The following is a 20,953-nucleotide window of genomic DNA, read 5'->3' as shown; positions in this document are numbered from 1 at the left end:
CACACGGGTCCGCAGGACAAGGGCCGAGACGGGGGGGAGGCCCCCCGGCTCATTCTGCCAACCAAAGATCGTGCCAGGACGCCGAGCCCCAGCGCGGCGAGTTGGAATGGTTGCGCGCCTTGGCTGTGATCGTGGTGACGAAGATCTGCTCGATCGGCATCCACAGCGGCAGGGCAGCGTTCGCCTTGGTGACGAACTCGGCATAGAGCGCCTTGCGCTTGACCGGGTCGACCTCGGTTGCGGCATCGTCGATGACCTTGTCGATGACATCGTCCTTCCAACCCCACTGGTTGGTCCAGGGCGCGCCGGCGGGCTGGCCCGAGCGATACCAGACCGTCGTCGAGACGGCGGGATCGTTGCGGTACTGATGCCAGCCGGAGGCGAGATCGAAGGCGTGGTCGGCATAGACCTGCTTCAGGAAGCCGCCGCCATCGGTGCGCACGACATCGATCTTGATGCCGACTTCCGAGAGCGACTGCTGGATGAAGGTGGCCCAGAGCGAGATGTCCTCGCCCCAGGGAGCCGGCAGCAGGCGCAACGTCATGCGGACGCCGCCGGCGCCCGGCCTGAGGCCAGCCTCGTCGAGCAGCTTGATGGCCTTCGCCTTGTCGTAGGGATATTGCGGCGTGTTGGCGCCGGGGTAGAAGTCGGTCGAGACCGAGGGGATCGGGCCGGTGCCGAGCTTGGCGAAGTCGCCGAGGAAGTTCTCGATGAAGAACGGCACGTTGATCGCGTGGGCGATCGCCTGGCGCACCTTGATGTCGGCCAGTTCCTTGCGCCGGAAGTTGAACTCCAGCGTGTTGGTGCGGGCATTGCCCTCATTGCCCTTGGTGGACACGACGAAGCGCGGGTCCTTGGCCAGACGCGCGGTGTCGGACAGCGTGAGGCTGGAGAACGGCGCGTATTGGAGCTGACCGGCCTCCATCTGGGCGGCGGCAGCCGAGCGGTCGGTGATGACGCGCCAGATGATGCGGTCGAGATTGGCCGGGCCGCGCCAATAGTCGTTGTTGCGCTCGGCGATGACATGCTGGCCGCGCTCGTACTGGACGAACTTGAACGGACCGGTGCCCACCGGCGCGAGGTTGACCGGATTGCTCCGGATATCGCCCTTGCCCTCATAGAGATGGCGCGGCGAGATGTAGCCGAGGTCCGGCAACGCGCGCAGCAGCAGGTTGAGCGGCATCGGCCGCTCGTAGCGGAACACGGCGGTCAGCGGATCCGGCGTATCGACGGCGGTGAGGAACAGCTGCAGCGTCGATCCGTAGTTCAGGATCTTCTTCCACATCTCCATGGCGGTGAACTGGACGTCCGCTGAGGTGAAGGGCTGGCCGTCATGCCATTTCACGCCCGAGCGCAGCTTGAAGGTGATGGTCTTGCCGTCTGGGGCCGCCTCCCAGCTGGTGGCGAGCACGCCCACCGGATTGCCCGCGGCGTCGAGGTCGACCAGCTGCTCCTGGATCTTGCCGCCAATGATGTAGACGCCGGTTGATGCCTGGAGGCTGGGGTTCAACTGGCGCTGCTCGGCAGCATAATGAACCGTGAACACGCCACCCTTGCGCGGCGTCTGTTGCGCGAAGGCGCGGGTGGGATCGAGAACGTTGGCAGCAATGGCAGCCGAGGTCATGAGGGCGGCGCGGCGGGTGAAATCCATGGGGACATCTCCTTCTGGGGCGTGATCGCCCTTACGATGGAAAACGGGGGTCAACCCGTCAATTGTCGAATGCGGAGTGAGACGTCGTGCCGCTTATCGCGCCACGAAGCTGACAACCACGCCATTGGCGGCGCTGGCGGGAATGGAAACCGCGGAGCCTGTGGTCACCGCGCCGGGAATGGCCTTAGCCTTGGCGAGATCGTCGGTGACCAGAACAAGGGCCGCGGCACCCGACGTCGTCGCGCCAGCGCGGACGGCGTCCGGATAGCGCGCCGCGAAGGCCGCGGCGTCGAGGAACACGAAGTCTGCGCGCCTGCCGCCCGAGGGCACCTTCCAGACGGCGCCATCGGCAATTGCGGGCTCGTCGATCAGGCGGCTCATATGCTCGGCGGCAGCCTTGGGATCGGCGGTGAGGATCTCGATGCGGGCAATCGCCTTGGCACCGTTGGCGTGGACCATGAGTTCCGGGATCCAGACCGTGTGACGGCTCAGATGCTCGCAGGCAAAGATGCGCATGCCACCGGGATTTTCGAGAAGCGGCCAGCGGAACACATTGAACTTGGCTTCGCCCGTGCCACCACCCGGCAGATCGACGGGGCGGCCGAAATGGACGGGACCGAGCGGCTCAAGGCCGCGCTTCTTGAGTTCGGCTGCGCCACCGGCCGCGCTGTCGGTGGTGAAGGCCGTGCGCTCGATGCCTTCACGCGCCGCCAGGAAGTCCTGGGTCGGCTTGTTCTGGTCGGTCGGGGTGAGCACCCCGAGCAGCTCCAGATAATCGTCCTGGAACATGATCGTGTAATTGCCGGTGCCGAGATGCGGCGAATGGGTGCCGCGCGGCGAGACGGTGAAGCCGAGCTTCGCCCAGGCCGCGGCGGAGGCATCGAGATCGCGGACGGTCACGACCACGTGGTCGGCACCGAGAATGTGTGGCATCGGCATGGGAACCCCCTCAAGGCACGGCGGACAGTTGGCTGAGTTCAACTCAACCCGTTGCACGAGGCAACAGCGCGAGACCGGCATCGGCACCGGGTCTCTGTTGCAATGCACTCATGGCTGAAAAGAGTGGAATTTTTTACTGGAAAGTTCAAGTGCGATGATACTTGGAACAATCATACTGCATAACAAGAATTCTGTAGAATTTAATTCTTTAATGAGGTGAAACCGGGGAGTTTCACAGAACCCCTCCACATGAGACACTCGGCCATGCAACTGGCGGGCCTTGTCGCCTGCCGGGACGCGCGCTTTGATGGATCATCACACAGGAATGAAGGTCACGCCATGTCCGCTTCTGAAACCGTCGTCTGGCCCCCGTCGCTGTGGGCGGCCACGGCGCCCGAGGCACCGGTCCTGCCGGAGCTTGTCGGTGACCAGACCAGCGATGTGGTGGTGATCGGCGCCGGCTTTACCGGCCTGTCGACGGCGATCCATCTGCGCGAGATGGGCATCGCGGTGACCGTGATCGAGGCCGCCGAGCCCGGCTGGGGGGCGTCGGGCCGCAACAACGGCCAGGTGATCCCGACGCTGGCCGGTCATGACCCCTCGGCCATGGTGAAGCGCCACGGCGAGGCCGGCGAACGGTTCAATGCGGTGCTGCGCGACAGCGCGCATTATCTCTTCGACGTCGTGCGCAAATATCAGATCCCGGCTGAGGCCGAACAGGCGGGCTGGGTGCAGCCGGTTCATTCGCCGGGCCGCATGAAGATCGCCGAGAAGCGGGTGAAGGAATGGTCAGCCATCGGTGCGCCGGTGGAACTGCTCGACGCCCCCGCCATGGCGAAAATGCTGGGATCGGACGCATGGTTCGGCGGGTTCTGGAACCGTACCGGCGGGCATATCAATCCGCTGGCCCTGGCGCGCGGCCTGGCCGAGGTCGCGTTGAAGCTCGGCGCGGTGATCCATGCGCGCTCGCCCGTCATCTCGACGGCGCGGACGGGCGACCTCTGGACGGCGAAGACGGCCAAGGGGTCGGTGACCGCCAAGGCGCTGGTGCTCGCCACCAATGCCTATACCGGCGAGTTCTCCGACCAGCTCGCGCCCGACATCGCCCATGAGGTGATTCCAGTGCTGTCCTGGCAGATGGCCACCAAGCCGATCTCCGACAATGTCGCCAAGACCATCATCCCGGACCGGCAAGCCATGTCGGATACCCATCGCGAGCTCTATTTCGCCCGCTGGGATGCCCGCAACCGGCTGGTCACCGGCGGCGCCGCGATGTTCCCCGGCGCCGGTGGCACCAACCTCCGCCATGCCGTCGCCGAGCGCCTGAAGCGGCTCTGGCCCCAGATCGGCGATGTCGAGTTCGACTATGTCTGGTCGGGTTATGTCGGCATGACGCCGGACAGCGTGTTCCAGCCGCAGGTGCCGGGCTATCCTCGCATCCACACGCTGGGGCCGAATGGCTATGCCTGGACCGGCTGCAATGGCCGCGCCGTCGCGCTGTCCATCTCTCTGGGCCGCGAACTGGCCAAGGCGACGCAGGGCATCTCGCTCGACGAACTCGGCCTGCCGCTCTCCGAGCCGAAGCCTCAGCCGTTCCAGCCGCTGCTCCGCCGCATCGCGCCCTTCGCGCTGCCGCTCTACCGCCGGCTCGACGCGCAGGAGATCTGACCATGACTGCCCCAAAACCACCCCCGGGCGAGGTGAAAATCTTCGGGCCGGATGAATCGCCGTCCTATTGGCAACCGGTGCCGGCCAATGGCTTCGTTCAATGCATCCTCAACCCCAAGACCATCGAGAGCGCCGCGCGTTTCGCCATGGGCACCCAGACCGTGGCGCCCGGCTGCCATATCCGCGAGCATACCCATGACCGCCACGAGGAGGTGATCCACGTCACGTCCGGCGCGGGATTTGCGCGGATCGATGGCGTCGACCAGCCGATGCAGGCGGGATCCACCGTGTTCATCGGCTTCGACCGCAAGCACGGCTTCGTCAATCCGGGCCCGGAGCCGATGAGCTTCGTCTGGTTCCTGATGCCGGGTGGCCTGGAGGATTTCTTCGCCGAGATTGGCCGGCCCCGGACAGCGGGTCAGCCGGCGCCGGAGCCTTTTCCCCGGCCCGACAATGTCGCTGAGATCGAGAAGCGCACGGTGTTCGGCTGGGCCGATCAATCCCACGCGAAGGACAAGCCATGATCGTCGAGGAACGCGACTACCGCATCAAAGCCGGCTCGCTGGCGGACTTCGTCGCACTCTACGAGGAGTTCGGCCTGCCGATCCAGATCGAGCTGCTTGGCACGTTCCACGGCTATTTCACCTCCGAAGTGGGTGAGCTCAACCATGTTGTCGCGCTCTGGTCCTATGAGAGCCTGGACGACAGGCAGGCGCGCCGCGACCGGATGATGGCCGATCCGCGCTGGGGCGCCTATCTCGCCAAGGTGAAGGGTTTGGTGGAGGTCCAGAACAACCGCTTCCTGCGTCCGACCCGGTTCTCGCCGATCCGGTGAAGGGACCGGCAGGGCCGCAACCTTCTGTCATCTGGCACCTCTGGCTCGGATACTTCCCCGCAGGAGACGGCGAGCCCTTGCCAGCCCGTTGCAGTCCGATAACGTTGCGGCAAGGTCTCTCAGAATCAATCTTCCATGGCCAAGATCGTCCAGTTCCTCCTTGCCGCGACATTGATCACGGTGTCCGCGGCTGCCGCGGAGGCCGCTACCTGTCAGCGCCCTCCCGTACCGGCCGTCCAGCCGGGGCAGCTGCCGGATCAGACGGAACCGGACGACGCTTTCGGCTTCGTCGACGGGACCGCGTTCAGTGAGCGATGCGACCTCGACACCCAGACGGAGATCACCGGACGCTTTGGCAAGCGTGACGGCGCCTATCGCGGGGTCAATTCCAAGATCGAGGCAAGCTTCCTTGCAGCCCCGCGCTGGCAGGTTTCCGTCGCACTCTGGCACGCCTATCACTCCATCCGGGACAACACCGTGCCCGGCTATCCTAACCAGGACCGGTCCGCCTTCGACGGACTGGCGTTCCAGGTCGACTATCAGTTTCGCGAACGCGGCGAGGGAACGTTCGATCCCGGCTTCGCGGTGGGTGTCGAATATCGCTGGGGCCGGTTCTCGGAGGGCGCGGGCATTTCAGCGGAACGTGTCGCCGTCACGCTCAAGAGCGCCATCGACATGGCGCTCTATACGGACCGGATCTATGGCTCGTTCAACTTCAACCTTGGCCCCGGCACCGAGCGGCTTCGCTTCACGCAGACCTATGTGAACGATTCCGGCATCGAGGCCGGTGTGGCCTTGACCTACCGGCTGCGGCCGCGAGGCCGGACATTTGTCGGGCTGAACGCGCGCTACCTTGCCGCCTATACCGGCGCCTTTTTCAACCAGTGGACAGGCCACGCGGTGATGGTCGGCCCAACCTTCTTTCACGAGTTTGGCGATATCGGCCGCCTGAGGGGCGTGTTCATGTCAGCCGCCTGGACGCCCCAGGTCTGGGGCCGCGCGGCCGGTGGCGTTACCGGCACTCTCGATCTGGTCAATTTCGAGCGCCAGCAATTCCGCCTCCGCATCGGCGGGACATTGTGAAGCCGGCCTGAGCGCCCGGCCCGCCTCGGCTATTTGAACCCCATCACCGCGTGGGGCACGTAGGGCGCTTCCAATGTGGCGATCTCATCTGCAGTCAGCGTGATCTTGAGCGCCGCCACCGCGTCGTCGAGATGGGCCATCTTGGTCGCGCCGACGATCGGCGCCGAGATGACCGACTTCGACAGGACCCAGGAGAGCGCGATCTGCGCCCGCGGCACGGCGCGCGCCTTGGCGACCTTTGCCACCGCCTCGACGACCTTGCGGTCGGCATCGGCGGTTGCGGCATAGAGCGTCTTGCCGAATTCGTCGGTCTCGGACCGGGCGCTCGCCTCGTCCCAGTCGCGGGTCAGCCGACCACGCGCCAACGGGCTCCACGGAATGACGCCGATCCCCTCCTCGCGGCAGAGCGGCAGCATCTCGCGCTCCTCCTCGCGGTACAGCAGGTTGACGTAGTTCTGCATGGTGACGAAGCGCGTCCAGCCGTTGGCTTCCGACGTCTTCAGCATTTTCATGAACTGCCAGGCATGCATCGAGGAGGCGCCGATATAGCGCGCCTTGCCGGCCTTCACGACGTCGTGGAGCGCCTCCAGCGTCTCCTCGATCGGTGTCTGATGGTCGAAGCGATGGATCTGGTAGAGGTCGACATAGTCGGTGCCGAGCCGCTTCAGCGAATGGTCGATCTCGGTCATGATCGCCTTACGCGACAGGCCGGCACCGTTGGGGCCGGGACGCATGCGGTTGAACACCTTGGTGGCAATCACGATGTCATCGCGCTTCGCCATGTCCTTCAGCGCCTTGCCGACGATCTCCTCGCTGGAACCGAGCGAATAGACATTGGCCGTGTCGAAGAAGTTGAAGCCGAGATCGAGCGCCTTCTTGATGAAGGGGCGGCTCTCGGCCTCGCCCACCGACCAGGGATGGGTGCCCTTGTCGGGTGAGCCATAGGTCATGCAGCCAAGGCAGAGGCGGGAAATGTCGAGGCCGGTGCGGCCGAGCTTCGCATAGTCCATGGCACGTCTCCGTCGGGGCGCGGGTTGGCCCTCTTCTCTAGCGGACGCCGCTCCGTCTGAGAATGGACGCCAGTGCTATCCCAGCCGTGAGCCCTGCGTCAGTGGCCGCCATGGGTTCTCCGGATCCGGCGCACGACAAGGGCCGTCGCGAGGATCACGAAGGGCAAGGCGACGGCGGTGGCAATGGACGGATCGACGGGAAAGAGGCCGGCATCCTTAGCCCCCTTGGCGAGATAGCCGATCAGGCCGAGCACATAGTAGGAGACGGCCGCAACCGACAGCCCTTCAACCGTCTGCTGCAGGCGCAGCTGCAATTGCGCGCGGTCCGACATGGTCTGCAGCAGCGCCTTGTTCTGCTGTTCGAGAGCAATATCGACACGGGTCCGCAGCAGGTTGGACGACCGAGCGAGCTTCTCGGAGAGTTCCGCCTGCCGGTCGGAGACCGTCTGGCAGGTGCGCATGGCCGGCGCGAAGCGGCGATCGAGAAAGGCCGCCCAGGTGGAATAGCCCTCCACGGGCCGTTCGCGGATCACCTGCAGGCGCGCATGGACGAGCGCGTCATAGGCACGGGTGGCGCCAAACCGGAAGCTCGATGTCGCCGCCTCCGCCTCCAGTTCGGCGGCCTGTGCGACCAGCGTGTCGAGGAGGGCGGCATTGCTCTCAAGCCCGGTCGCGGTCTTCATCCGCAAGGCGACCTGGACCAGTTCCGCCTCGATCCGGCCGATGACCGGCCCCATGCGCTGTGCCTCAGGCAAGCCCAGCAGGGCAAAGGTGCGATAGGTCTCGATCTCGAGGAGACGCTGGATCAGCGCGCCCGCGCCGGTGGGATTGAGAGATCGGTCAACCACCAGGATGCGCGTGAAACCCCGCGAATCCTGGCGGAAGTCGGTCGCGATCAGCGCCGCGCCATCATTGACCTCGGAGAGGCAGAGCGAGGCTGGATCGAACAAGGCGGCCCATTCGGGCCTCAGCGCATCACCGCGCACCAGGGACAGGTCAACCGCCACCAGCAAGGGACCCGGAGGGGCGAGCGCATGGCCAACCGGCGAGGGTTCGCCAACCGGCCAGGCAAAGGGCTCGGTCGACGGCTGGGCCGTGTCCCAGCCATAGGTCGAGAACTCGCTATGCCGTTCCCAGCGCAGCCGGGCCGAAGGGAAGACAGCCCGGTGAAAATTCGCGCCCTCGTCGGGCCTGGCCGCGCCCGTCTCGCCGCACCAGGCATCAAGGGCCGAGCGTTCTTCGGTGGTGGGGAGTTCGCGGGTTGCAAAGGCCTGGAACAGGGTCCGTCGCGGCGTCACCACAGCCTGGAAAGGGCGGGCGTGCAACTCGTCCAGGACCTGCCGCCGGAGCGGATGGGACGGGATCTCGGGCGACGATGGCGTCACACGCAACTCGCGGGCTGAAGTCGACGGGAGCAGAAATCCTACGCGAGAATGCGGGCGCTGCCTATGCGAGCCCACGTCTTGCCGCCGGCCCTGCCAGCGGCCTACCAATGCGGCATGAGGGACGAGGTCGGCAAGCGATTCACCGGTGGATGCCTTTGCGGCGCGCTGCGCTACGAGGCGGTCGGCGAACCCTCCATGAGCGGCCATTGCTATTGCCCCGATTGCCGCAGGGCCTCGGGCTCCGGCTTCAGCCCGTTCATGGTTTTTGCCTGCGACGCCCTGACCATCACAGGCGAGAGCCGCCAATTCCAGACAAGATCGTTCCGCGGCACGGATGCCGTGCGCAATTCCTGCCCGACCTGCGGGAGCCTGGTGTTCGGCGGGGAGTATGGCAAGGACGACGCCCACACGATCTATGCAGGCTCGCTGGACGACCCACGCGTCTTCAAGCCGACGATCGCGCTGTTCACCCGCGACCGCCCGGACTGGGCGGCCCTCCCCGAAGGTCTGACCCTTTTCGAGACGATGCCCGAATAGAGCCTAGTCGAGGCCGTAATCCTTGCGCGCTTTCGCGACCTCGTCCTCGTCCCAATAACCGATGACGAAGCCGTTCTTCAGCTGGGGCCCCGGGCCATAGCCCTCGATGCGGGCGTCCGGCATGGTGATGCGGCTGTGGTCGGTCAGCGCCCAGCCGAGCAGCCATTCCTTGAGCCGCGTGCGCTCGGCCTCGAAATCCGGATCATCGCCGAGATCGCGATATTCGTTCGGATCGGTTGAGAGATCGAACAGCATCGGGCGAAAGCCCGGCGCATGGATATATTTGAACCGGCCGTCGAAGATCATGAACAGGCGGCATTCATCGGCCTTGCGGCCGAGCGTGCGGCGCACGTCGAGCATGGAATAATCATATTCCGAAACGACGAACTTGCGGCCATCGAGCGCTGGCGCGCCGCGCAGCAGGGGTGCGAGCGAGCGCCCCTCGATGATGTGGCGCGGCACGGTTCCGCCGAAATACTCGATGAAGGTCGGCGCGAGATCGATGCCCTCGACCAGTGCGGAGGAGACGGTGCCGCGGGTCGCGTCAGCCTCGGGCGAGGGGTCGACCACGATCATCGGCACCTTCACCGAGACCTCGTGGAACAGATCCTTCTCGCCGAGCCAATGGTCGCCGAGATAGTCGCCGTGGTCGGAGGTGAAGACGATCATCGTCTTGTCGGTCAATCCCTCCTCGTCGAGGAAGCGGAAGAGATGGCCGAGCTGGTCGTCGATCTGCTTGATGAGTCCCATATAGGTCGGAATGACGCGGTGGCGGATGTCCTCGCGGGAGAAGTTGCGCGACACCCGCATATCCATGAAGGCGCCATAGACCGGATGCGGGTTCTGCCGCTCGCCATCCGAGCGGATCGCCGGCTGGACGTCGCTCTCGCTGTACATGGCGTGATAGGGGGCCGGCGCGATATAGGGCCAGTGCGGCTTGATGTAGGAGAGATGCAGGCACCAGGGCCGGCCGTCGTCCTTGGCCTCGCGGATGAAATCCATCGCGCGCCGGGTCATGTAGGGCGTCTCGGAATGCTCGTCCGGGATCAAGGCCGGCTTGTCGGCATGGGCCAGCAACCAGCCGTTCTGCTTCTCGCCGTCGGCATCGGCGCCGGAATTGGCGAGATCCTCCCAGGGGTTCGGCGCCTCAAAACCCTGCTGTTCGAGATAACGATCATAGGCTGGCCGCTTCGCGCCGGGCCGGCTCGGATGGAGACCGTCATCGCGCTCATAGGGCTCGAAGCCGCATTCGGCGGTCTGCACGCCGATGACGGAATCCCGGTCCATGCCGAGCCGCGCCATGCCCTCGTCATCGGCGGTCATGTGGGTCTTGCCGACCAGCACGGTGCGCACGCCGAGCTTCTTCAGATGATCGCCGAGCGTCGGCTCGCCGACCCGGAGCGGGAAATTGTTCCAGTTGGCGCCGTGCGAGCGCATGTAGCGGCCGGTGTAGTAGCTCATGCGCGACGGGCCGCAGACCGGCGACTGGACATAGGCGCGGTCGAAGCGGACGCCCCTCGCGGCGAGCGCATCGATGTTCGGTGTTTCGAGACGGGCATGGCCGGCGCAGCCGAGGTAGTCGAACCTCAGTTGGTCGCACATGATGAAGAGCACATTCTTGGGCGCGTGGGCCATGCGGATCTGCTTTCGTCAGCTCGGCTTGAAGCCGGAGGCCCGCACGGCCGGCGTCCAGGCGTCGTGATCGGCCTTCTGGATGGTGGCAAGCTCTTCCGGCGTCGATCCGGTCGGCACCATGGAGAGGCCCAGCACCTTCTCGCGCACGGCCGGCGCGCGCATCGCCGCCATGATGGCGCGGCTGACCTTGCCGATCATGTCCGCAGGAGCGCCGGCCTTGGTGTAGCACGCGTACCAGGCGCCGCCGGCAATCGGGATGCCGGCCTCGGTGAAAGTCGGCACATCCGGCAGGAAGGGCGACCGCTCGCGGCCTGAGACTGCCAGCACGCGAATGCGCCCGCCGCGCGCGAGTTCGGTGACATCCGAGGTCGTGGTCATGACCATGGGCACCTGGCCGCCCATCAGATCGGTCAAAGCCGGGGCCGAGCCGCGATAGGGCGCGTGCTGCATGGGTACGCCGATCTTGTCCGCCATCAGCGCGCCGAAGAAGTGCGGCAGGTTGCCGACGCCTGGCGATCCATAGGTGGCGCGGCGACTGTCCTGCTTCATCCAGGTGACAAGCTCGGCCAAGGTCTTCACCGGCGTTTCGGGATTGATCGCAAGGGCGAAGTCGAAGGTGGTCACCAGGCTGATCGGAGCCAGATCCTTGAACGGATCATAGGGCAACTGCGGGAACACGATCGGGTGGATGATGATGGGCGCGACCGGCGTCACCAGGAAGGTGCGGCCGTCGGGCGCGGCGTTGATCACAGCCTGCGTGCCGATCTGTCCGCCGGCACCCGGCCGTGCCTCGACGAGCGTCGTCTCGCCCAGCGCTCGACCGACCTCGTCGGCAACGATGCGGGCGAGCGCGTCCCCGGCCCCGCCAGCTGCGAAGGGGAAGATGAAGCGTAAGGGCCCGGATTGCGCGCGCAGCGCGGGGGCGGCCAGGGCGGAGGCACCGGCGGCGAGAACGGTGCGGCGGGTCAGCATGCGGATGGGCTTGATTGTAGTCACGACACGCCTCCCAAGATGATCCTTCGAGGCTGGCTAGCGCTCACGCCTCGGGATGAGGAGCCTGCAGCATTCCGCTCGCCGGGATCAATCCAACCGCTGGCCTGAGACCCGTCTCGGATCTCGGACTTCATCCCTACCTCATCCTGAGGTGCGAGCGAAGCGAGCCTCGAAGGACCTCTCTCCAATGACAGAGGGGGAGAAAGGAACGGCGCCGTCTCAATAGCTCTTCACCGGGTGGATGAACGGCCAGGGCGAGGCCTCCGATCCGCGTGGCAGCACCACCTCGATCAGCGCCGGCTCCCCCTTGGCCAGAGCTGCGGCCAGCACCGGTTTCAACTCGGCCGGCGCATGGACCCGGTGGCCATCGAGACCGAAGGCTTTCGCCAGCATGAGGAAGTCCGGATTGACCAGATCGGCGCCGATCAGTCGGTTGCCATAGCGGGTTTCCTGGTCGCGGCGGACATTGCCATAGGCCTCGTTGTTGAAGACCACCGTCACCAGCCCGATGCCGTACTGGACGGCGGTCGCCAGTTCCTGCACGCCGAACAGGAATCCGCCATCGCCGGTGATCGAGACGACCGGCTTGTCGGGATGGGCCACCTTGACGCCGAGGGCGGTCTGGAAGCCGAAGCCGAGCGTGCCCTGGAAGCCGGTGGAGACATAGGTTCGCGGCCGCTGCACGGGATAGGCGAAATAGCTGGCAAAACCGACCTGGCAGAGCTCCTCCACCAGCAGGCCGTCCGGCGGCAGCACGTCGCGGATGACATCGAGATAGGCCAGCTGCGGCTGCACGCCTGCCGTCTCGCGGGCGGCCTGCGCCTTGACTGCCGCGATCTTCGCACCGTTCTCGGCTGCCCGATGGCCCGAGATCGTGAGGGCCGCGACCAGCGCTTCGGCGGCGCAGGCTGCATCGGCCACAAGTCCGACATCGGCCTTCAGCCGGTCCATTTCGGCCGGGTCGATGTCGATGCGAATGAGCTTCGCGCTCTCGAGCCGGTCGACCACGCGCATCATGTCGCCCCAGCGCATGGTGGGCATTTCAAGCCTGGTACCGATGCCGATCACCAGGTCGCAATCGGCGTAGTAGCGCGAGGCCGCATAGGACGACATGCCGAGTGCGGACGTCTCATCGACGACGCCGCGCCCACCGCGGAAGGCGGCGACAGGCGCACCGATCATACGGGCGAGTTCGGTCACGGCAGCACTCGCATGCTGGGCACCCGAACCGGTCATGATCATCGGCCGCTCGGCCTTGGCGACCAGTGCCAGCGCTCCGGCCAGCTGCTGACGGTCGATTTGCGGGTGCGGATCGAGAACGGCCGGGAGAGCTTCCGGCACATCGGCGGAGGAGGCCATCACGTCCCAGGCCATTTCCAGCGCGACGGGGCCTGGCCGGCCGGATTGCGCCTGCCGGAAGGCCTCGGCCACAAGCGCTGGCGCATCCTCCACCCGCTCGATCCGCTCGGCCCATTTGACCACCGAGCGGAGCGTGCCGAGCTGGTCGGCGATCTCGTGGAGGTGGCCACGCCGCTTGCCGATGAAGGCCGATGGGATCTGACCAGTGAGGCAGACCACCGGCGTGTTGCAGCCCCAGGCCGTGGCCAACGCTGCCGTGGTGTTCAGCACGCCCGGCCCCGGCACGACCGAATAGACGCCGGTGCGGCCGGTGGAGCGGGCATAGCCGAAAGCCATGTAGCCGCAGGCCTGTTCGTGGCGCGCGCCGATGGTGCGGATCTGGTCGGGCACCTGCGCCAGCGCATCGAACAGCGGATACATCTGGGCGCCCGGCAGGCCGAAGAGGGTGTCCACGCCCTGGGCGAGAAGGCCCGCGACGATCGCCTCGCCTCCGGTCATGCGGCGGGTCCTGGGGCCTGTCATCGGCTGGTTCTCCTGCATGGTCATTGGCCCTCTTCGCCGTTCGGACCGAAGCTGTTCATCTCGCGCTCAAGCTCGCGCAGGAGGTCCTGCAGAACCGCGAGCTTGTCGGCACCGAAGCGGCGGGTGATATCCGCATAGATCGCCTCGGAATGGGGCGCGACGATCTCCATCAAGGCGATCCCCTCCGGGGCGATGGCGATCAGGCTCTTGCGCTGATCCTCCTGCGGCACGCGGCGCCGGATGAGCACGCGCGCCTCGAGGTCGCGCAGGATGCGCGAGAGGCTCGGCGCCAGCAGGAAGGTGGAGCGTGCGAGATCGGCCGCCTCGATCTCGTCGACGGAGGACAGCGCGCGCAGCACGCGCCATTGCTGCTCGGTCAGGTCGTAGCGCCGCAACGCCGACCGGAAGTGACGCATCACCGCCTCGCGCGCCCGCAGCAGACCCATGGGCAGCGAACGCGAGAAATCGCGCAGGCGCACGCGGCTCGTTGGTGCCTGGGCGGGCCTGGCATTCATCCGAGTTCAGCTCGCGACGATGACATTGGCGACGAAGGCGGCATCGCGCTGCGGCTGATCGGCGAAGGCACTGCCCTCCTCGAACCAGGATTTCGGCGCGGGCGAGCCCCAGAGTGTCTGCCGCCGGGGATCGCGCAGCGACCAGCGGATCGGCTCGTGGTCCGGGTCCATGGTCTGGTAGTCGGAGGTGTAGAGTTCCAGGCGATGGCCATCGGGGTCGCGGATATAGAGGAAGAAGGCATTGGAAATGCCGTGGCGGCCGGGACCCCGCTCCATATTGGCGAGATAGCCGGAGGTCGCCATGACATCGCAGAGATGGATGATGTCGAGGGCGGTCGGCACCCAGTAGCAGAAGTGATGCAGGCGAGGGCCGCGGCCATTGGTGAAGGCGAGGTCGTGGACATTGCCCTTGCGATGCATCCAGCCTGCGGCGATGCGGCCGTCCGGCCCGTCCTCCTCGGCATATTCGGTCAGGCGGAAGCCCAGCGTCGCGTAGAAATCGAGGCTTTGCTGCACCTCGGGCGCCAGCACGTTGAAATGATCCAGCCGCTGGGCGCGCACGCCCTGATAGTCGGCATATTTCTGGAGTGATGACGGCCGCTTCTCCATGGACGCCACGAATTCGAGCGGGAAGCCCGAGGGATCGGTCACCTGCAGGGTACGCCCCTGGAACGGCAGATTGACGAAGGTCGCTGGCAGGCCGAGCCTCAAGAAATGCGCCGCGGCCTTGTCGAGGTCGGCCTCCGTTCCGGCTCGAAAGCCGATGCGCCGGCAGGCCGCGCCGGCCGCCTTGCGAAGCACCAGAGAGTGGTGTTGGCGCTCCTCGACGCCGCGCAAATAGACAGCATCTGCATCAGCGTCCGTCACCCGCAGGCCGACCACACCCTCATAGAAGGCGCGGCTCGCTGCGAGGTCGGCGACATCGAGCACGACATGGCTGCAGCGGACGATGTGGAAGGGCGGATCGAAGATGTGGGTGGGTACCGGCATCGGCGTGTCCTCGGGTGGATTTGTTTTTGTTGGTTGGTCGGATTGGTTCGAAGAAGGAGGTCCTTCGAGGCTCGGCTTCGCCTCGCACCTCAGGATGAGGTAAGAAGAGCATCCGCCTTCTGCGAAAATGGCCAACGAGACTTGCTGCACCATCCATCCACACCTCATCCTGAGGTGCGAGCGTCAGCGAGCCTCGAAGGACACTTTTGACTTCACGCCCCCAGTTTCGGCACCTTGTGGCTGCCCTTGGCGAGGCAGATGTTCTTGGTCTCCATGTAGAAATCGAACGAATAATCGCCGCCGTCGCGACCGATTCCGGAGGCCTTCATGCCGCCGAAGGGCGTTGGCAGGTGGCGGACATTTTCCGAGTTCAGCCAGATCATGCCGGCTTCGAGATCGTCGGCGACGCGCAGCGCCCGCTCCATATTGGCGGTCCAGACATAGCCGGTGAGGCCATAATCGACATTGTTTGAGATCGCGACCGCCTCCGCCTCGTCCTTGAACGGAATGACGGTCAGATAGGGGCCAAAGACCTCTTCCTGCGCCACCCGCATGGTCGGGTTGCCGCCCGTCACCAGGGTCGGCTCGACATAAAAGCCGCCGCCCGGCCCGTCGTAAGGCTTGCCGCCCGCCGCGATGACCGCGCCATCGGTGCGGGCAATGTCGAAATAGGAGCAGACCTTCTGGAAATGGCGCTCGTGGATCAGCGGGCCGATTTCGGTCGCCGGATCGAGGGGATGACCGACCTTGAGTTTCTTAACACGTTCAGCAAGTCGGGCCGTGAACTCGGCCGCGATCCCCTCCTGCACCAGCAGGCGCGACGACGAGGTGCAGCGTTCGCCGTTCAGCGAGTAGATCATGAAGACGACGGCATCGAGCGCCCGGTCGAGATCGGCGTCGTCGAAGACGATGACCGGGTTCTTGCCGCCGAGCTCGAAGTGCACGCGCTTCAGGGTCTTTGAGCCCTGGGCCATGATGGCCGAGCCAGTCGAACTCTCGCCGACAAAGCCGATCGCCTTGATCAGCGGGTGCTCGGTGAGCAGGCGGCCCGCCGTCTCGCCGAAACCATGCACGGTGTTGAGCACACCGTCGGGCACGCCGGCCTCGGCCAGAAGGCGGGGCAGAAGGTCGGCGGTGACCGGCGACCATTCGGCCGGCTTGTGGACGACCGTGCAGCCGGCCGCCAGCGCGGGGGCGATCTTCCAGGTCGAGAGCATGAAGGGCGTGTTCCAGGGCGTGATCACGCCAACCGGGCCGATCGGCACGCGCGTCGTGACATTCCAATGATCGGGCGCCGGCAGGTTCAGGCCATCGCGCGCCTCGGCGCATTTGTCGGCATAGAAGCGGAAATTCTCGGCGCCGCGGATGGCCGCCTTGGCCATGAAGCGATGCGCCTGGCCTGTATCGACGCATTCCATGAGCGCGATGTCATCGGCATGGGCCTCGATCACGTCGGCCACCTTGTGCAGGATGGCGCGGCGCTTGTCGGGATTGAGATTGCGCCAGGATTTGAAGGCCTTGTGAGCCGCCTCCGCCGCCTGGTCGATCTCGGCGACGCCGCCCTCCGCCACCACGGCGAGGATCGACTTGTCGATCGGCGACGACGTCTCGAAGGTCTTCGCCGAGGCCACGCGCTTGCCGGCAATGTGATGGCCGATGCCGTCCGCCTTCAGCTTGTCGAGCAGCACGCGGGCACGGGCCTGGTTGGTGGCGAAGGCATTGGCGGGGGCCGGGGCTGCCATGTCAGGCGCTCCTCTTCAGGGCATCGTGGATGGAATTGCGCTTCCAGTTGAGCTCGTCGATCTCGCGGATCTCGAAGGAGAGCGCGACCGTGGTCGCGGCAAAGGCCGGATCGAGCGCGCGAGAGAGGGCCGCGAAAACATGGTCGCCCGCCTTCCGCTTGGTCGCCAGGTCACGACCCTGGCCGATCTTCAGCGTGGCATCGAGGAATGCATGGGCGGGATTGCCATCGGCGATCGCCGCATGATCGCAGCGGTGCGCCCGCACCCTGATGCCACCGACAGGGAAGATGCCGGCCTCGACGGCGGCGGTGCGCGCTGCCTCGCACAGCGCGGCCATGTCGACCAGCGGGTCGAGATTGGCCGAATACTCGATGACAAGATGGGGCATGCGCGCTCCTCCCGAGAGCTGTTCTTGCGTCATTGATTAACGTGTTAAGCGAAAAGATGCAACGTCTCCAACGACGCATCCTTGATCGGCATCACCGCGCCGCATCCGGCGCTCCATTACACTTGTTTAACTCGACAGGATGGCGCCCCGGCTGAGAAGAACCGGGCACCCCCGCGGTCGGCAGCCGCTCTGCCAGACGACAACCAAGGGGACATTCCATGACCCGCGACCGTTATGATCCGATCACCCAGACCCTCCATTGGCTGGTGGCCATCGCCATTGTCGGTACCTATGCGTTGGGCCTGCTGATGGAGGACCTCCAGGGTCCGACCAAGGCCCTGATGCTTGGCAACCACATGTCGCTGGGCGTCGTGGTGCTTGGCCTGACTGCGGTGCGACTCGGCTGGCACGCCGTGGCGCCGAAGGTCGATTCCGTGCCCGCGTCCCAGCCCTTGATCGCCTGGGCTGCGCGCATGGCACACCTCGCGCTCTATGCCGCCATGGTGGCGGTGCCCCTGATCGGGCTCGCCCTGATCTTCGCCAAGGGTCGCGACGTCAGTGTCTTTGGCCTGGTCACCCTGCCCTCGCCGATGGCGGCGAACCGCCCGCTCGGCAAGGGTCTGGAAGAAGTGCACGAGATTGCGGCCCACATGCTGGTGCTGCTCGCCGGCCTGCATGCGGCCGCAGCCATCGGGCACCAGTTCTGGCTGCGCGACGGTACGCTCGGCCGGATGGTGCCGTTCCTGCCGGCCAGCCGCAGCTAGCATCTGCCCTCAGCCGGTGATCCCCGCTTCCCGGAGGTAGCGGACGACACCGGGATGGATGAAGTCAGGCTTCGGCGCGGCGGCGAGCGTGTTGCGCGCAGTCGTCGCCGCGGCCTGAGCCAGGCGACGGCCGAGCCCGCCTTCGGCCTGATGCAGCGCCTTCGCGAAGCGGTAGGCCAGAGCGTCATCAAGGCCAGGACGGGCGAGGATGACGCTCCACGAGCCCACAGACGGCAGGTCCGCCGCAATTCCCGGATAGGCACCGGCAGGCATGGAAAGCCGCTTGAGGAACGCGTGTTTCGTGGTGATCCGGTCGATCTCGGAGGCGTCCGGCACGATGAAGCGCGCGCCCTGCGGCCCCTTGGCGACGGTCTCGAAGCCCGGCCAGCCGATACCGCCACCCCAGAGCGCCGCGGCCGAGCCGTCCAGCACCATGGCCGGACCATCGCCGGCGCGTTCCAGATAGACCGGCGTGAAATCCTTGTCGGGATCGAGCCCCAGGCCGTCGAGGGCATAGCGGGCCAGCACGACGAGCCCCGAGCCCCGCGCGCCGAAGATCACCCGCTTGCCGACGAGATCGCGGATCGTACGGGCGGGATTGTCGCCACGCGCCACGAACATGCCGGCGGTCGGATACATGGCGGCGGCGATGCGCACGCCCGAGGCCGTCCGCCCGATGCCCGCCATCGCCTCATAGGCGACTTCGCCGGTGCAGAGGCCAAGATCGATGCGGCCCGCCTCCAGCAGGGGCACATTTTCGGTGCTGCCCTTGGTGTTGATCGTCTCCAGCGTCAGGGTGGGATCGGCCTCCTGCACGCCGGCCTGGACAGCCGCGCCAAAGAGCGGGAAACCGCCGCCGGGCGTGGCGGTGCCGAGCACCAGCTTTGCCGGCGGCTGCTGGGCCCCGGCTGAGCCAAACGTCACGGCTGCCCCCAGCGAGCCGAGGGTGAAGGAACGGCGGGACGGCGAAGCACTTGGCATGGCAGTCGCTCCTTCATGGCGTCAGAACCCGTAGAGACGGGCGGGATTGTCGACCAGCACGGCGTGGCGGGTGGGTGCATCCGGCACCCATTCGGTCAGCGGATCGAACAGGTCGGTATCGTTGGGCATGGCAATCTTGCACGCTGGGTGCGGCCAGTCGGTGCCCCAGATGATGCGGTCGGCCCGCGCCGCAACGAGATCGCGGGCAAATGGCACGACGTCGGGATAGGGCGCCTGCTTCTCGGCTGTGATCCGATAGGGTCCGGTGAGCTTGACCCAGGTGCGGCCTTCGGCGACCAGATCGACGAAGCGCCGCCAGGCCGGGTTCTGGAGCCCCTCCCCCGTCGCCATATAGCCCATGTGCCCGATGACGCTGTCGACCGGCAGACGCCGGAGCTTCTCGGTCAGGCCCTCGAAGGAATGGACGTGGACCAGGAATTCCACGTGCCAGCCGAGATCGGCGATGCGCTTCGCCACCGCCTCGAAATCGTCCCATGTGTCGAAAGGCATGCCGCCCTTGTCGACAAGATTGATGCGGATGCCGCGGGCGCCCGCCTTGTCGAGCGCTTTCAGCTCGGCATCGGTCACATCGCGGCCGACCGCCACCACCGCTCGATAGCGTTTGGGATCGGTCGCAACGACATCGAGGATCGCGCGGTTGTCGGTGCCATAGACGCTGGGCTGGGTCAGCACTGCCCGCTCGATGCCGAGCACCTGATGGAGGTGCTGATAGGCCGCGAGCCTCGCATCCGGAGGCGTGTAACCCCGCTTCGGCGAATAGGGATAGAGGTCCGCCGGCCCGAAGACATGGGCATGGGTGTCGCAGGATTTCGGCGGCGCCTTGAAGGCCGGCGCGCGGGGCGACGGATCATAGGCGGCGCAGAAGGGAATGCTGGTCTCGGTCATGCGGACATCCGATGCGGTGTTGCGGTCATTGCGGCTCGACGCCGGCAGCCTTGATCACCTGTGCCCAGCGATCGACCTCGGCGCGCACCAGCTGGCGCAGATGGTCCGGCGTCTGCTCCTCGGGCTTTGGCGGCAGCGAGCCGATCTCCTGGATCTTGGCGCGCACGGCTGGATCGGCGAGCGCTGCCTGCAGCGCGCGCGACAGCACCTCGATCGCCGGCTTCGGTGTGTCCTTCGGCGCGAAAATCGCATTCCAGCCGGTGAACAGATAGCGCTCCAGCCCCGCCTCGCGCGAGGTCGGCACATTGGGGGTGACGCTCAGGCGCTCGGGCTGGGCGACCATCAGGCCGCGGATCGTCCCGGCCTGGATCTGCGGGACCACCGTGGGCGCGAGATCGCACATCAGGTCGATGTGGCCGGCGACGAGATCGTTCATCGCCGGACCCGAACCGCGATACGGCGTCTGCAGGGTCTTCTGACCGGTCAGATATTCGAGGAACAGGCAGCCGAGATGCGGCGTCGAGCCGACACCGGCATGGCCGAGCGTCACCTTGCCGGGATTGGCGCGCATATAGGCCATCAGCTCGGCGAAGGTCTGCGCGGGGAATTCCTTGCGCACAACGACATAGCCGGGCGTGCCGGCGATGACACCGACCGGCTCCAGCTCGCGCGGATCGTAGGGCATGGATTTGTACAGCGAGGGCGCCGCCGCATGGCTGCCGAGGCTGCCGACGGTGAGCGTGTAGCCGTCGGGTGCGGCGCGCGCGCCGCGGCCACCGCCGAGCGTCCCGCCGGCACCGGCGGCATTCTCGATCACCACGGGCTGGCCGAGCGTGCGGCTCATGTGGTCGGCGACGATGCGGGCGAGCACATCGGTCGGGCCGCCCGGCGCGAAGACCACGATCATGGTCACGGCGCGCGACGGGAAGGCCTGGGCATGGAGTGGCCCGGCGAGAGCAGACAAGGCAAGGCCGGCGAGCGCGAGTGCGCGGATCATGGACGTCCTCCTGGAATGCGGCGCATTGGCCGCTTGCGCCGGCGGGATGCATG

General features: G+C 66.2%; 20 protein-coding genes. 6 read left to right on the top strand and 14 right to left on the bottom strand.

Annotated elements, in window-relative coordinates; genetic code table 11:
* Positions 1–49: 49 nt before the first annotated feature.
* Together E8L99_RS12305 and E8L99_RS12300 are read right to left on the bottom strand one after the other, a co-directional pair.
* Entirely contained in the window at positions 50–1,651 is a 1,602-nt protein-coding gene (locus E8L99_RS12305; protein WP_137099812.1) for an ABC transporter substrate-binding protein, read from the bottom strand.
* 93 nt (positions 1,652–1,744) lie between these two features.
* Positions 1,745–2,590 carry a VOC family protein gene (locus tag E8L99_RS12300; protein ID WP_137099811.1) on the bottom strand — a complete coding sequence of 282 codons (846 nt, stop codon included), beginning with the start codon at positions 2,588–2,590 and terminating at the stop codon, positions 1,745–1,747.
* 339 nt (positions 2,591–2,929) lie between these two features.
* Here E8L99_RS12300 and E8L99_RS12295 point away from each other — a divergent pair, with 339 nt between their 5' ends.
* From E8L99_RS12295 to E8L99_RS12280, 4 genes are all read left to right on the top strand, one after another.
* The gene (locus E8L99_RS12295) at positions 2,930–4,258 is read left to right on the top strand and encodes an NAD(P)/FAD-dependent oxidoreductase (protein ID WP_137099810.1); all 1,329 of its coding nucleotides are present in this window, start codon (positions 2,930–2,932) and stop codon (positions 4,256–4,258) included.
* Positions 4,259–4,260: 2 nt separating this feature from the next.
* Positions 4,261–4,782, top strand: coding sequence for a cupin domain-containing protein (locus E8L99_RS12290; RefSeq protein ID WP_137099809.1), 522 nt, complete (start codon positions 4,261–4,263; stop codon positions 4,780–4,782).
* Positions 4,779–5,093: an NIPSNAP family protein gene (locus E8L99_RS12285; protein ID WP_137099808.1), complete on the top strand. Its 315-nt coding sequence runs from the start codon at positions 4,779–4,781 to the stop codon at positions 5,091–5,093. The genes E8L99_RS12290 and E8L99_RS12285 overlap by 4 nt, the downstream gene beginning before the upstream one ends.
* Before the next feature lie 135 nt (positions 5,094–5,228).
* A complete protein-coding gene (locus E8L99_RS12280; protein ID WP_137099807.1) occupies positions 5,229–6,176 on the top strand; it encodes a hypothetical protein in 948 nt (315 codons plus the stop codon).
* Positions 6,177–6,205: 29 nt separating this feature from the next.
* Here the strand turns inward: E8L99_RS12280 and E8L99_RS12275 are convergent, their stop codons facing one another.
* Positions 6,206–7,186: an aldo/keto reductase gene (locus E8L99_RS12275; protein WP_137099806.1), complete on the bottom strand. Its 981-nt coding sequence runs from the start codon at positions 7,184–7,186 to the stop codon at positions 6,206–6,208.
* Between the two features lie 98 nt (positions 7,187–7,284).
* Entirely contained in the window at positions 7,285–8,571 is a 1,287-nt protein-coding gene (locus E8L99_RS12270) for a DUF3422 family protein (protein WP_252511096.1), read from the bottom strand.
* Positions 8,572–8,685: 114 nt separating this feature from the next.
* Here E8L99_RS12270 and E8L99_RS12265 point away from each other — a divergent pair, with 114 nt between their 5' ends.
* The gene (locus E8L99_RS12265) at positions 8,686–9,108 is read left to right on the top strand and encodes a GFA family protein (protein WP_137099804.1); all 423 of its coding nucleotides are present in this window, start codon (positions 8,686–8,688) and stop codon (positions 9,106–9,108) included.
* Between the two features lie 3 nt (positions 9,109–9,111).
* Here the strand turns inward: E8L99_RS12265 and E8L99_RS12260 are convergent, their stop codons facing one another.
* From E8L99_RS12260 to E8L99_RS12230, 7 genes are all read right to left on the bottom strand, one after another.
* Positions 9,112–10,743 (bottom strand): alkaline phosphatase family protein, encoded by a 1,632-nt coding sequence (locus E8L99_RS12260; RefSeq protein ID WP_137099803.1) that lies wholly within the window; start codon positions 10,741–10,743, stop codon positions 9,112–9,114.
* A gap of 15 nt (positions 10,744–10,758) precedes the next feature.
* Positions 10,759–11,739, bottom strand: coding sequence for a tripartite tricarboxylate transporter substrate-binding protein (locus E8L99_RS12255; protein ID WP_137099802.1), 981 nt, complete (start codon positions 11,737–11,739; stop codon positions 10,759–10,761).
* A 216-nt stretch (positions 11,740–11,955) separates the two neighbouring features.
* On the bottom strand, positions 11,956–13,617 hold the full coding sequence (locus E8L99_RS12250; protein ID WP_252511095.1) for a thiamine pyrophosphate-dependent enzyme: 1,662 nt from the start codon (positions 13,615–13,617) through the stop codon (positions 11,956–11,958).
* A gap of 20 nt (positions 13,618–13,637) precedes the next feature.
* On the bottom strand, positions 13,638–14,132 hold the full coding sequence (gene hpaR / locus E8L99_RS12245; protein ID WP_168201659.1) for a homoprotocatechuate degradation operon regulator HpaR: 495 nt from the start codon (positions 14,130–14,132) through the stop codon (positions 13,638–13,640).
* Positions 14,133–14,138: 6 nt separating this feature from the next.
* On the bottom strand, positions 14,139–15,122 hold the full coding sequence (gene hpaD / locus E8L99_RS12240; RefSeq protein ID WP_137099801.1) for a 3,4-dihydroxyphenylacetate 2,3-dioxygenase: 984 nt from the start codon (positions 15,120–15,122) through the stop codon (positions 14,139–14,141).
* Positions 15,123–15,334: 212 nt separating this feature from the next.
* Positions 15,335–16,864: a 5-carboxymethyl-2-hydroxymuconate semialdehyde dehydrogenase gene (hpaE, locus tag E8L99_RS12235; protein ID WP_137099800.1), complete on the bottom strand. Its 1,530-nt coding sequence runs from the start codon at positions 16,862–16,864 to the stop codon at positions 15,335–15,337.
* Position 16,865: 1 nt separating this feature from the next.
* Positions 16,866–17,252 (bottom strand): 5-carboxymethyl-2-hydroxymuconate Delta-isomerase, encoded by a 387-nt coding sequence (locus E8L99_RS12230; protein WP_137099799.1) that lies wholly within the window; start codon positions 17,250–17,252, stop codon positions 16,866–16,868.
* 218 nt (positions 17,253–17,470) lie between these two features.
* Between E8L99_RS12230 and E8L99_RS12225 the strand changes: the two genes are divergently transcribed.
* Entirely contained in the window at positions 17,471–18,016 is a 546-nt protein-coding gene (locus E8L99_RS12225; protein WP_137099798.1) for a cytochrome b, read from the top strand.
* A gap of 9 nt (positions 18,017–18,025) precedes the next feature.
* Here the strand turns inward: E8L99_RS12225 and E8L99_RS12220 are convergent, their stop codons facing one another.
* The 3 genes from E8L99_RS12220 to E8L99_RS12210 are packed head-to-tail and all read right to left on the bottom strand — an operon-like array spanning position 18,026 to position 20,900.
* A complete protein-coding gene (locus E8L99_RS12220) occupies positions 18,026–18,997 on the bottom strand; it encodes a TAXI family TRAP transporter solute-binding subunit (RefSeq protein WP_137099797.1) in 972 nt (323 codons plus the stop codon).
* Positions 18,998–19,018: 21 nt separating this feature from the next.
* Positions 19,019–19,903, bottom strand: coding sequence for an amidohydrolase family protein (locus E8L99_RS12215; protein WP_137099796.1), 885 nt, complete (start codon positions 19,901–19,903; stop codon positions 19,019–19,021).
* Positions 19,904–19,928: 25 nt separating this feature from the next.
* A complete protein-coding gene (locus tag E8L99_RS12210; RefSeq protein ID WP_137099795.1) occupies positions 19,929–20,900 on the bottom strand; it encodes a tripartite tricarboxylate transporter substrate-binding protein in 972 nt (323 codons plus the stop codon).
* Positions 20,901–20,953: the final 53 nt, after the last annotated feature.

This window comes from Phreatobacter aquaticus (assembly GCF_005160265.1).
GTDB classification, from domain to species: Bacteria; Pseudomonadota; Alphaproteobacteria; order Rhizobiales; family Phreatobacteraceae; genus Phreatobacter; species Phreatobacter aquaticus.
The sequence above is the reverse complement of the archived record's forward strand: the minus strand, read 5'-3'. Positions and strand labels throughout refer to the sequence as shown.